This is a genomic window from Nocardia paucivorans NBRC 100373, from assembly GCF_000308675.1.
Lineage (GTDB): Bacteria > Actinomycetota > Actinomycetes > Mycobacteriales > Mycobacteriaceae > Nocardia > Nocardia paucivorans.
Genome location: NZ_BAGE01000001.1, coordinates 12,509 through 25,483, shown reverse-complemented (window position 1 = coordinate 25,483; position 12,975 = coordinate 12,509). Strand labels below are relative to the sequence as shown.

Genomic DNA, 12,975 nt, shown 5'->3' with positions numbered 1-12,975 from the left:
GCGTGAGCGTCGGTGCCACGGAGGGATATTGATATCGCAGCGGCAACGGCTCCGTTCGGACGGCCGGGCGGCGTCGCTCCGGTCGGACATCAGGTTCGATCCGACACAGCTTTCCACGACACGGCACTGGCTGTGCCCGGAGTACGTGATCCTGCAGTTCTCGCGTTAGGAGCGGTCTATGTCTAGCGGTTCGGCGAATGTTTCACGGGAAACGTCGCGGGTTCCGGGGATGTTGGATGCCAGCAATATCAGCCCGGATTCCTTCGGAAGCACACCGTTCGGGCATATCTCCCCTACCGAGACGCCGATAGCAGCCGAAGCGCACCGGGCAAGCCGGCTCTTGCCCGCAGGAAAGGTGACCGTGCCGAAACCGCATGAGCAACGGATCATTACCATCGCCAATCAGAAGGGCGGGGTGGGTAAGACGACGACCACGGTGAATCTCGCCGCGGCCCTCGCGCATCAAGGGATGAAAGTGCTTGTGATCGACCTGGATCCCCAGGGCAACGCCAGCACCGCCTTGGGGGTGGAACACCAGTCGGGCACGCCGTCGACCTACGAATTGCTGATCGGCGAGATCAAGGTCCAGGAGGCAATTCAGCGGAGTCCGCACAACGACAATCTGCTCTGCATCCCGGCGACCATCGACCTGGCGGGCGCGGAGATCGAATTGGTATCCATGGTGGCTCGGGAGAGCCGACTCAAGGGCGCTATTCAGGACGCCAATATCGCCGGATACGACATCGACTATGTGATGATCGACTGCCCGCCTTCATTGGGCCTGCTGACCGTGAATGCCATGGTGGCCGCCAAGGAAGTGTTGATTCCGATTCAGTGCGAGTACTACGCACTGGAGGGGGTGGGGCAGCTCATTCGCAATATCGGCCTGGTTCAGGCGCATCTCAATCCCGAACTACATGTCTCCACCGTGATCCTCACGATGTACGACGGTCGCACCAAGCTCGCCGATCAGGTCGCCGAAGAGGTACGGAGCCATTTCGGAGACGTGGTCCTGCGGTCGGTTATCCCGCGCAGCGTCAAGGTATCCGAGGCACCTGGTTACGGTATGACCGTGCTCGATTACGATCCAGGCTCTCGGGGTGCGTTGAGTTATCTGGACGCCGGCCGGGAGATAGCGGCCCGCGGGGCGACCAAACACCCCGCGGCCGCGGATAGTGCGAAGTGAATCGAATCGGGTGTGATCGGGCGTGGCAGCGGAACAACGAAAAGGTAGGTCGATGAGTCAGTCGAAGAAGGGCGGACTGGGACGCGGCCTGGCGGCATTGATCCCGACGGGTCCGGCCGCTCCGGCAACCGCGACCGGCGGGCTGAGCGCCGATGCGGCAGATACCGTTATCGGCGATCCCCTACATCGACCGACTGCTCCCTTTCTCCACCGCGTACCCGATCCCGATATCGAGGAACCAGATCTCGCATTCGCCGGCGATGCCGTTTATCGAGAAATTCCGCCGGATCTGATCGAGCCGAATCCGAAACAGCCACGGCAATACTTCGATGAGGCGGCATTGGCCGAACTCGTCCACTCCATCCGGGAATTCGGCTTGATGCAGCCGATTGTCGTTCGCAGACTGCCCGGTGATCGGTATCAGCTGATCATGGGTGAACGCCGCTGGCGTGCCTGCCAAGAGGCGGGGCTGGAGACCATCCCGGCCATTGTCCGAGAGACCACCGATGACGGGCTGCTCCGCGATGCGCTCTTGGAGAACATCCATCGGGTGCAGCTCAACCCGCTCGAGGAGGCGGCCGCCTATCAACAGTTGCTCGAGGAGTTCGGGGTCACCCAGGAGGAGCTGGCCAATCGGCTGGGGCGCTCCCGCCCCGTGGTGACCAATATGATCCGCCTGCTCAAGCTGCCCATTCCGGTGCAGCGTCGGGTCGCGGCGGGTGTGTTGTCCGCCGGGCATGCGCGTGCACTGCTCGGTTTGGAGGGCGGCCCCGAGGCGCAGGAAATGCTTGCGGCTCGGATTGTGGCCGAGGGGTTGTCGGTGCGCTCCACCGAGGAAGCGGTGAAGCTGGCCAACCGAGAGCTGGCGAATGGGCGGTCCCCCAAGGAGCCCGCTGCCCGCCGTAAGCCGACGTTGGCTCCGGGTCTCCAAGAGGTCGCCGAGCGACTGTCGGAGTCGTTCGACACCAGGGTCACGGTGAGTCTCGGCAAGCGGAAAGGCAAAATAGTTGTCGAATTCGGTTCTGTCGATGACCTCGACCGGATCGTCGGTTTGATGCAGCGTTCCGCGCTGGAGAATTGAGATAACCGGCTCAAAAGGCCGGGATCGGTTACCTGACGTAGAAACGTCACTGTGACGGAGCGAGAATTATCCGGTTGTCTTGTGGATACCGGTGCCGTGGCGTAAACCGAACAGTGAACGGGTGACATGAAACGAGGCAGGTTCGCTTGAACGCTATTTTTGCCGGCGAGAAATTTGATGTGGCGTGAGCGTTGATGAATCGGACAGCTGGAGGCTGAGCAGAGCGGTGTCGACCAGCGTCACAGCACTTACCCTGGACGACTTGACCAGGTTGCCCGCGCACTCCAGACGCTGCGTGTTCTGGGAGATAGACCCCGCGGTGGCTGCGGACTCGCGCGAGTTCAGCGATCCGGTCTTCGAAAAGGAGGCCTGGATCTCAACGGTCATGCTCGAATGGGGTTCCTGCGGACAGATCGCGACGGTCGACGGACACAGTGCCGGGTGCGCCTTGTACGCGCCGCCCAGCGCGGTGCCCAGGGCGGGTCTCTTTCCCACTTCGCCGGTCAGTCCGGATGCGGTGCTGTTGACCGCTCTGCACACCGAATCCCGTTATCAGGACAGCGATATCGCGCACCGGCTGGTCCAAGCGGTGGTCGCCGATCTGGTACGCCGCGGTGTGCGCGCCCTGGAGGCTTTCGGTATTCGGGCCGCTCCCCCGAGCATGGCCTTATCCGACCGTCCGACCGGCAACCTACGACTGATGGAACGGATAGGTGTTCCGGAACAGAATCGGCGATCGACTCGCTCCGGTTCGGGATGTTCACCCGAGAACTGCATGATTGATGCCGACTTCCTGGAAGAGGTCGGTTTCGAGGTGGTGGCCCCTCATCACCGTTTCCCTCGACTGCGTCTCGAACTCGACTCCGACCACGGGTGGAAAGAGGATGTCGAGCATGCCCTCGACCAGTTGCTCGCGGCCGCGTCCATGACAGTGCCCACCAGGCTACTCACGCTATGAGTTCTGTCCCCTGATACGCCATCGGCGCCACCGATCCGAATCGGTGGCGCCGATGTATCGATGGACGCTATCCGCGGTCGGCGGCGGCCAGCTCTTCGGCGAGGAGTTCGGCAAAGGTATAGGTACCGGTGGGCTGGTCATCCTGTCCCAGCAGGTACAGCCGCTTAACCGAGATGAGGATGGCTTCGGCGATCACATCACGCATGCGCGGATTGGTGAGTATCGCCGCATCGTATTCGTTGGTGAGATAGCCGAGATCGATCTGAACGGTCGGCATCTTGGTGAGTCGCAACAGATCCCACGTGCGCGCATGGGTGCGGCAGTCCTGCATCGAGGCACGGGCCACCACCTCGCGCTGGATGAACCCGGACAACACCTGTCCGATCATGGACACCGAGCCATGGGAGTTACCGAAATAGAAGCAGGCGACCCCATTGGCCAGCGGACTGGAATTGGTAGCACAACGCAGCGAAATCATCAGGTCCGCGTCGAATGCGTTGGAGGTTTCGGCCCGCTCGGCATCGGTCGGGTTGGCACCCCACGGCCGGGACAGAAAGGTTTCCATACCGGTGGCCGCCATCCGCCCCTCCAACCGGCCGGCCAGGTCCCAGAGAATTTCCGATTCGTAGACCACCCCGGTCTCGGTGGGCACGGCGAAGCCCCGATCGGGTCCACCGAGACCGGGATCGATCACAATGCGTTTGCCGGTCAACTGCGGACCGGCTCGGTGCACCACTTCCTCCTCGGCGATCCGATGCGGATTTCCCCCGGTGACCCGGGCGCCGAGCAGTTCCAGGGAACGCAATGTATCCGGTCCGCAGATACCGTCGGCGGCCAGGCCGATCTCCCGCTGGAACGCGGTCAAACCCTCATGGGTATGCGGCCCGAAGTAGCCGTCGACACGATGCACATAGAAGCCGAGATCCTGGAGCCGCCGCTGTAATGTCGCGACATCGTCGCCGTACAGCGGCGCGGACAGCTGGTAGATCAGGGTGCGGGCGCCGAGGCGATAGGAGGCCTCCTTCAACGCCCGATATGTGGCCGGACCGACCACCCCGTCGACCAGTAGACCGCGGTGCTGTTGGAACGCGCGAACCGCGGAATCGAGTTGATCGTCGAAGGTGGCCTCGGTGTCCTTCCAATACTCGTCCACACCATCGGTATCGATACCGTTGTGTGCGTGCAGGAACCCCAGACTGGCCAGGGTGCTCCGAACCTCTGCAACGGCTGGACCGGTGTCGCCGTAACGAAGTCGGTGCATGCGTGAGGGCCCTTTCCTTCCGTGAAACCCGGGTACCCACTCATGCGATGGCATACACCCTCGCACGACCGGAGCGTCATCAGCCTGAGCGGACTCGGCGGCCGGAGGCGGTAGCGTGGTGTAACCGCGCGGGCCGCCCCGCTCGGGCTCAATCGGCACTGATTGTCGCAGACCCGGCCCGCAATATAACGATTACGGGTGAGAGCATGCTATGGCGCGTCGCCGGATCGCGAAAGTCAGAGGACGTCTTCGAGTTCGCGCAGCAGAGCGGCCTTGCCCTTTGCTCCGACAATCTGCTTCACCGGTTTACCACCGGCGAAAAGCATCATAGTCGGCAAGCTCATCACCTGGTAATCGCGGGCGGTCACCGGGTTGGCGTCCACATCGAGCTTGGCGACGACCAACTTGTCGGCATGCGTGCCCGCGATTTCGTCCAATACCGGGGCGACCATTTTGCAGGGGCCGCACCAGTCGGCCCAGAAGTCGACAAGGACCGGCTTTTTGCTGTTCAGAACTTCCTCGGCGAAGTTCGCGTCGGTGACGGTGCGGGTGGTATCGGACATAGGTGTTCTCCTCGTGATAAGCAGGACGGCACGACCGGAACGGGTGAAACCGCTCAGTTGTCGGCGGCGACGGCCACCGGCCGATCGGCATTGGGCAGCGTATTGGCGGAGATATCGCCGCGTTCCGCCAGCCAGCGCTCGGCGTCGATGGCGGCACGGCATCCGGTTCCGGCCGCGGTGATCGCCTGCATATAGGTGTGGTCGACGAGGTCACCCGCGGCGAAGACACCGGGCACCGCGGTCGCGGTCGTCGGCTCCTGCACCAGGACGTAGCCTTCGCTGTCCAGCTCGAGCTGTCCGCGGACGAGTTCGCTGCGCGGGGTGTGGCCGATGGCGACGAAAAGCCCGGTGACGGCGAGCTCGGAGGTTTCGCCGGTGCGGGTATCGCGCAAGGTCAACCCCGTGACGCTGGTCTCGCCGTTCACTCGGTCGACCATCGCATTGGTCACGAAGGTGATCTTCTCGTTGGCCTTGGCCCGTTCGAGCATGATCCGAGAGGCGCGGAACTCGCTACGGCGATGGATGATGGTGACGCTCTCGGCGAATTTGGTGAGGAAGATCGCTTCCTCCATGGCCGAGTCGCCGCCGCCGACCACGGCGATGTGCTGCCCCTTGAAGAAGAAGCCGTCACAGGTGGCGCAGGCACTGACCCCACGGCCGAGTAGTTCCTGTTCTCCGGGCACACCCAGGTAGCGGGCCGCCGAACCCATGGCGAGGATCACGGCATGGGCCTCGTAGGTCTCGCCGCCGACCGTCACCTTCTTCACCGGGCCGCTCAGGTCGATACCGTCCACATCTTCGGTGCGGAGCTCGGCGCCGAAGCGTTTCGCCTGTTCCCGCATCTGTTCCATGAGGTCGGGCCCCATGATGCCGTCGCGGAAGCCGGGGTAGTTCTCCACCTCGGTGGTGGTCATCAGGGCACCACCGAACTGGGTGCCCTCGAACACGAGCGGCTGGAGCTCGGCGCGGGCGGCGTAGACGGCAGCCGTATAGCCGGCCGGCCCGGAGCCGACGATGATCAGGTCGCGAACAGGCGTGCTCATGAGGCCCTTCCGAGGTTCTTACGCGGTCGTGTGAGTCAACAACAGGGTAAACGCACTTGTTCCCCGCCTCGTCCGCCAGGCGATCCGGCCGTCGGCCCGGTCGTGTCGGTGGTTCAGCCGATATCGGTGATGGTCAGCACTTGTGGATCGTCCGCGCTGCATCCCGCTCCGACGACCAAGGCCGTGATCTGTGCGCCTTCTCTCCCACCGACCAGGATGAGCACGGCATCGCGGCCGTGGAAGGTCATATCGGTGGACCCGAGGACGGTGCTGTCCAGTCCCGCCGCGCGAACACAGTCGGTGAGCGCGGTCGGTTCACCGAGACGACCGCTCACATCGTGGCGGCCCAGGGCGCGCAGGGCGACCGCCGCGGTGAGGTCGTCGTCGGAATCGGGCTCGGCCGGGTCGGCGGGCCCCGTGATCTCGATGGTCGGTGGTGCCGCGGTGGGGGTGCGGTTCTGGTCGCGAAAGATGGTCATCACGAAACCGAGACATGCGATCACCGCGATGGTGGCCGCCACGGCGACCGATAGACGCAGGGCACGGCGGGCGCGGTACCGGTCGAGCGAAATCGTTTGTGATGCGAGCGGTTCACCCGAATCGGGTGTGAGCGGGGTGACCGAAGTAGGGGAGTCGAGGGGTTCGAGAGCTTCGACGAAATCGGTCAGCCGGGCCGCGATATCGGCCGGCATCGGGTGGACGATCTGCTCGCTACGGCCGAGGTCGGCCAGTTCGTCTCGTAGTTCGTCGAGTGAGCGTAGGTAGCGTACGGCGTCGGGGTCGCGCCGAACCTCGGGCCACAATTGGCTGCCCAGCTCCGGATCGATATTCCCGCTGTGCAGGTCGGACAGTAGTTCCGGCGGGAAGGGAGGTTGCGGAACGGGATTGGTCACTCTCGCACCTCCACGATGTATTCGTTCATCAGACCTGTACCCGGCCATAGCCGGTGTCGTTGGATCCCACGGCCGAGTTGTCGTCCGGCGTTCAGTGGTTTCGTCACTACTACTGACGCAGAGCGATCACCTCCGGTTCCCCGGGTCCCGAAGAAATTCCAGGCTCTTCTGGAGACGTTGCCGAGCCCGGGCGCAGCGACTCTTGATCGTGCCCGCTGGTACGCCGAGAAGTGCCGCGGCCTCGGCAACGGAATACCCCTCCATATCGACGGCCACCAGAGCGGCCCGTTGATCCGGCGGTAGCTCGAACAACGCTCGGTCCAGCGTGATCGTAACCTCGACGTGCGCGTAGCTGTCCCCCTCGGTGCGTATATCGGCCAGGTATTCCGGCGCGACCGCCACCGAGGGGCGAGCCTTGTTACGGCGAATTCGATCCAGACAGGCGTTCACCACGATGGTGTGCAGCCAACTGCGCACCTCCGCCTCGGCCCGAAACGTTCCGGCGGTCCGGTGCGCGGACAACAGGGCGTCCTGCAGCGCGTCGGCAGCGTCCTCGCGCGTATACGAGATGCGGACGGCCGTCTGCCACAGATGGTCCTGATGCCGACGTAGCAGGACGGCGAAAGCATGCGGAACGCCGCGTGCGTGTGCCTGGAGAAGTTCGAAGTCCGAGGCCGCATCGAGCCTTGCGCCACGTATCTCGGACGCACCGGACGACTTCCCCCCACGAACCCCCTCGTTCAGTTCGAACGGCAATACCAACCCCTTGGACAGCGCTCGCGGTGGCAAACGAGCCCAGTGGATCGTTTTGCCGAAGAAGTCGCGGCGTCCGGACCGGCTCCGGTCCCGACAGCGCGCAGGATCGAAACGACTGATCCCGAAGGCTCCCCTGCTGAGAGCGCGATCAGCATCATATCCGGGTAACGACTTCGGCAGCAACCGAATACGGTGTTCGGGAGGCTCCGGTCCGGGGCGGATATTCGCAGGTCACCGCTCGGTTGGAACCGTGACCGGTGCGGAGGCAGACGTACTCGTGGCGGTGCGGGCGTACGCCCCTAGGAGGCCACCTCGAAGCCGATCTCGGCTATCGAGGTCTGGAACTGTCCGTCGGCATTGCCGAGGCCGGTGATCCAGATCAGCACATAGCGCGTGGACTGCGCGGCCTGCAGCGGGATCTCGGTCACACCGTCGCCCAGTTGGGCGGTTCCGATCAGCTGGGTCTGATCCAGGGTCGGAGAAGCCGTGGGCGAGGTGCGGATCTCCACCGAGGTGCCCGGACTGGTCGAAGTGATGGTGATCTTGGTCGGTGTGGCCGGACTCGGCAGCGTGGCCAGCAGGCCGACCCCGTTCTTCAACGAGGGGAACTGCTGGAAGTACTGATCGGTCTCCCAGGTCGTGGTGGGATCGCCGTCCGCGGCCAACTGGGCGCCATCGGGATCATCCGGGGTGCCTTCCGGAGAGAACACCGTCATATCCGTGATCGGAGTCGGCACCCCCGCCGCGGTGGTGGCACCGGGAGTCTCCGCGGCCGAGGATGTCTCCGGTGGAGAACTGGCGGTGGTGAGGCCGATGATGCGCTGTTCGTTGAGCGGTTCGCTGGACGAACCCGGCGCGAAGATATTCACCAACCACCAGATGACGATGCCGAGGACCAGGGCGGTGAGAATGCCGAGCCCCACCATGATCCACATCATCCGCTGCGCTTTTTCCCGTTCGGCCGCGAGCAGCTCGGGGTCGGCCAGCGAATCGTCATCGGCGCCCGGGGCCCGCTGCCCCAGCCGTAGGACCGGGATGAAATCGGTCTTCTGATCGACCACCGAGGCCTGATCGAGCACGTGCTGCACCGTGGCGGCCGTGCGCACCCCTCGGTTCGGTTCCAATGCGCGTACCGCGACAGCGGAGATCTCGAACGGCACCTCGGGGCGGATCTGCCGGGGTTCGATCGGGGTGCCATCCGGCCCGAAGTCGGCCAGACGCAGCCCGCCGATACTTCCGACGCCATCCGGGGTGCGGATCGGCCAGCGGGCGGTGATCAGCGCGTACAGCATGGCACCCAGGCCGCGTACATCGTCTTGGGGTTCGGTATCGCCGAGGGTGCCCGGGAAGGCCAGCACCGCGTCGCCGGAAGCGCTGATGCGCACCCGGTCGGGGTGGTCGATCGATAGCGCGCCGCCACCACGGTGGGCCATCTCCGCCGCCGAGGCCAGTGCCCGGATGGCGCGGGCGGCCCCGATCGGCGACGGTACGGTCTCCGCCATTTCCCGCAGCGACCGTCCCGGGGTCCATTCGGCGACCACGATGCCACCGGAACTGCCGCGCACCACGTCGAGAACGCGGGCCAGACCGGGCGAATTGATCCGGCCCAGGCGCAAGGTGCGCGAAAGGATGGCCTGCGGGCCGTCCTCACCGGAATTGTTCGTGGCCTTCTGCTCGGCGTCGACGAAGGTCAGCGCGACCTCACGGTCCAGTTTGATATCCAGGGCCTGCCAGAACCGCAGGCCACGCGCGCCGCCGTGATCGGCCAGCAGGCGGTAGCGGCCCCCCGCCACCGATGCCCCGGGAATCAGCTTGGGGCCCCGCTGGATGGGTCGCGTCGGACCGGACTCCGCAGCCATCGGTGGAACCGGGATCATGCCGGTGTCGTACATGGGGTCGCGAGGCGGCGCCTCGGCGAATCGACCCGCCTGTTCGGGCTCGCCGGGGACCGCCGCGGGATCTTCCGGCGAGTCCGGACTTTCACCGGGCTGTTCACCGGATTCCTCGGAATACGGTTCGGGCCTGTCGACCGATTCGAGCGCGGGTGAGCGCACGTCACCGCGCTGCCGCGCGGGATCGTTCGATTCCGCCGGTTCGGGCGGATTATCGGTGGACACGCCGCTCGCCGGCTTCGTGGAAGAATCGGCGGTCGGGACGTCGCCCACCGCGTCGTCGCTCACCCTCGGTCCTCCTTCGCCCTGGTATGACGCAACTCCGGCGAATTCGCCACTTGTACTTGTCTGCCGAACAGGGTACGGGAACTGACCGGAGCTGGTGAGATCAACCGAACTCGGGCGTATAACGGGCAGCACCATAGTGGCCTGCGCGTCCATATACGAGTCGAAACCGGAGTACGCCAGATACGGATCGGGCCGGCGCAGCACCTGGGTGGCGTATTCGTCCTCGACCGGTTCGTCGAGGTGCTCGAGCTCGGGGGCCCGCGGGGTGAGCCCCAGCCGCCGCGAAATCGCCACCGTGATGGCGACGATCTCCGGGACCCCGACGAGTCGCATCAGCCCGAACGCCACCCCGAACATCACGAGCGCGGTGATACCGACCCGCAGCAGCGAACCGACACCGCCCAACGATTCCGACAACCCGGGTAGGCCGAGCAGGCGGTCCACGATGAGCATGACCACACCGCCCGCGACCGAGGACATCACCACGCGACTGACGGTGCGTCCCACATTGGCCATCCGCAGATCGCCGAGGCTGCGATGCAGTAGATAACCACCGATGAAGGCGCCGGTGGTGAAACCCAGCCCGGTGGCCACACCCAGCACGATCACGACCTGATCGCTGCTGCTCGCGACGAACGGCGCCAGGGCCGAGAACACGATCTTGACGGCCGTGATGCCGAGGATGATCCAGGTCGGGGTCCATGCCTGCTCCCTGGCGTAGAACACCCGCAGGTGGATCAGCACCAGGGAATACGGGATCAGGGTGAAGGCCGACCAGCTGACAGCAGTGCCGAGTCGGGAGCCGTCCTCGGCGAATCGGGCGTAACCGAACAGCGCGTCACCCACCTGGGGGCCGGCCAGCGTGAGGAAGGTGACGATCGGGATCAACGCGATCATGGTCAGCCTGGTCGCGGCCGACAGATCGTCGACCACCGCGGGGGTGTCGTCGGCGGCGGCGTTGCGACTCAGTCGGGGCATGATGGCGGTGAGCAGGGTGACGCCGATGACCCCGTAGGGCAACTGGAGCAGCAGCCAGGCGTTTTGGTAGATGACCGGCCCGGCCTCGTCGGCCTGCGAGGAGATGTTGTTGGCGAAGATGGTGCCGATCTGGCTGATCAGCACGTACAGGATGATGGCCGCCGCCATGGTGCCGAACTGTTTGAGTCGGTTGTCCAGACCCCATAGCGGGCGCAGATCGATGCCGTGCCGGCGGATCGCGGGCAGCAGACTCGCCGCCTGGGTGAATACGCCCAGGGTCACGCCGCCGCCGAGGAGTAGCAGTTTCGGATCGCTCATCCGTACCGGATCGAGGGTGATCTCCCCCGGGGTGATCGCGTAGAGCCCCAGCACGACGAGCACCACGACGTTGTTGAGGACCGGTGCCCAGGCTCCGGGGCGGAACGCGCCGCGAGTATTGAGAATCGCGGTGAGCAGCGCCGACAGACCGTAGAAGATCACCGCCGGAAGTAGCAGGAAGGTCAGCGCGGTGGTGAGCGCGGTATTGACCTTGCCGTCGGCCGAGACGAAGACATGGGTCGCCAACAACGGCGCCGCCGCGGTGGCCAGCACGGTGGTGGCCGCCAGGATCGCGAAGGCGGCGGTCACCAACCGCCGGACGAACGAGGCTCCGCCGTCCTCGTCCTCCTGTTCCGCGCGGACCAGGGTGGGCACCACGATGGCGGTGAGCACCGCGCCCAACACCAGTTCGGCGATCATGTTCGGGATCAGACTCGCCGAGGAGAACGAGCTGGCGATGGCCGGGCCGAGCACCGCCAGCAACAACAGCTGTTTACCGAAACCGGTGATCCGGCTGATCAGGGTTGCGAAGGCGATCGAACCGGAATCGCGGAGCAGCCGACTGTTACCGCTCTCGCTCTTCTTCTCGTCGGATTCGGTGGCGACCGGTGCGTCGGTGGCCGGGCGGGTCCGGTGGTCGTCGGGTACGCGGCCCGCTGCGGCCGGCTGCGGCGGCCGATCCGGACGTGCCTGCCGCGGGTCAGGCTGCGATTCCGCAGGCCGCGGCCCGGCTTGGTGCGCCGGTCCGGGGGATGGTGTCCGCGGCGGCCGCATACGCTGTGCCGGATACGGCTCGCGGGCCGGTCCGGGAGGTGGCGGCACGGCCGGCTGGGCCCCGGACCGTGGTCCCGGTTGTGGGCGTGGCGGTGCCCCTGGGCCGGGCGGTGGACCAGGTCGACGCGGAGAGCCCGCAGACCCGGCCCCGGCAGGTGGGTTGGATCCGCCGGGGGGCGGTACAGCCGGACGTGGGCCGGTGGGCGGTGGTCCGGGTCGGCGCATCGGCGGTACGGCCGGCTGGGCCCCGGTCGGCGGGAGCGGGGGCCGGTTCGCCGGTGGTACGGCCGGATTCGCCCCGGGCACCGGACCACCACGGCGGATCGGTGGTACGGCCGGTCGCGGTCCGCTCGGTGGGCCGGGGCGGACCGGGGGTGCCGGTCGTGGCGGAGCGGGCGGCCGCGGCTGCTCCGTGGGCGTGTAACGGCTCTCCCCCGGATGGGGTCCGGCCCCCGGGGCCGGAGGGACGGGTCGCTGCGCCGGTGGGAGGGGCTGTGCCGGAGGTCGGGGCCCGGGAGGTATCCGTCGCAGTTGCGGTGCGGGTTCGCGTCGGGCCTCGAGGTCGTCTCCTCGAGGTACGTCCGCGTGGAACCCGTTGTTCTGCTCGGCGCTCATCTCGGGGTCCCCGGGCGGTAGTTGCACGCGTTCCCACGGTGCAAGCGGGACCCGACGGGCGGGAGCGCCGTCGGGTCGTCGTCCAGGTCGTTGCCGATGAGCGGAGGAATCATCGTCGCTCATCATGCCTCCTGTATCGCCCCGGGCCCCGTTTACCTGGTGTCGGCTGTGTCGTAGCGAACACCTCGCCCGTGCCGTGCGGGGCGAGGTGTTCGATAGGCCACGTCCGTCTGTGTTCCGTATGTGCGGCGAGTGCCGTGCCCACCCCTACCGGAGGGCAATGCGTCCCGCGCACATTCTCCATCTTCCATGGGGTGTGACCGTGGGTCACCCTCTTCCGTCCGCCGCGTCGATTCGCGCTGTTCACCA

Annotated in this window: 9 protein-coding genes; 3 read left to right on the top strand and 6 right to left on the bottom strand. The window is 65.7% G+C overall.

The features are described from left to right. Positions 1-229 precede the first annotated feature (229 nt). The 3 genes from ON32_RS00085 (at position 230) to ON32_RS00075 (ending at position 3,225) form a co-directional block, all read left to right on the top strand. Positions 230-1,186 (top strand): ParA family protein, encoded by a 957-nt coding sequence (locus ON32_RS00085; RefSeq protein ID WP_157224033.1) that lies wholly within the window; start codon positions 230-232, stop codon positions 1,184-1,186. A gap of 52 nt (positions 1,187-1,238) precedes the next feature. Next, a complete protein-coding gene (locus tag ON32_RS00080; protein WP_040787707.1) occupies positions 1,239-2,267 on the top strand; it encodes a ParB/RepB/Spo0J family partition protein in 1,029 nt (342 codons plus the stop codon). Positions 2,268-2,493: 226 nt separating this feature from the next. Further along, positions 2,494-3,225, top strand: a complete 732-nt coding sequence (locus ON32_RS00075) for a hypothetical protein (protein WP_040787706.1) — start codon at positions 2,494-2,496, stop codon at positions 3,223-3,225. Between the two features lie 67 nt (positions 3,226-3,292). Here ON32_RS00075 and ON32_RS00070 read toward each other — a convergent pair whose 3' ends face one another. The 6 genes from ON32_RS00070 to ON32_RS00045 all read right to left on the bottom strand — a co-directional run bounded on the left by ON32_RS00070 (position 3,293) and on the right by ON32_RS00045 (position 11,991). Further along, positions 3,293-4,486, bottom strand: a complete 1,194-nt coding sequence (locus tag ON32_RS00070; protein WP_040787705.1) for an N-acetylmuramoyl-L-alanine amidase — start codon at positions 4,484-4,486, stop codon at positions 3,293-3,295. A 236-nt stretch (positions 4,487-4,722) separates the two neighbouring features. Beyond that, the gene (gene trxA, locus ON32_RS00065) at positions 4,723-5,049 is read right to left on the bottom strand and encodes a thioredoxin (RefSeq protein WP_040787704.1); all 327 of its coding nucleotides are present in this window, start codon (positions 5,047-5,049) and stop codon (positions 4,723-4,725) included. 53 nt (positions 5,050-5,102) lie between these two features. After that, positions 5,103-6,092, bottom strand: a complete 990-nt coding sequence (gene trxB / locus ON32_RS00060; RefSeq protein WP_040787703.1) for a thioredoxin-disulfide reductase — start codon at positions 6,090-6,092, stop codon at positions 5,103-5,105. A gap of 113 nt (positions 6,093-6,205) precedes the next feature. Beyond that, positions 6,206-6,985 (bottom strand): RsmA family anti-sigma factor, encoded by a 780-nt coding sequence (locus ON32_RS00055; RefSeq protein WP_040787698.1) that lies wholly within the window; start codon positions 6,983-6,985, stop codon positions 6,206-6,208. Positions 6,986-7,111: 126 nt separating this feature from the next. After that, positions 7,112-7,684 (bottom strand): RNA polymerase sigma factor SigM, encoded by a 573-nt coding sequence (sigM, locus tag ON32_RS00050; protein ID WP_040787887.1) that lies wholly within the window; start codon positions 7,682-7,684, stop codon positions 7,112-7,114. Positions 7,685-8,040: 356 nt separating this feature from the next. Next, the gene (locus tag ON32_RS00045; RefSeq protein WP_051132697.1) at positions 8,041-11,991 is read right to left on the bottom strand and encodes a murein biosynthesis integral membrane protein MurJ; all 3,951 of its coding nucleotides are present in this window, start codon (positions 11,989-11,991) and stop codon (positions 8,041-8,043) included. Positions 11,992-12,975: the final 984 nt, after the last annotated feature.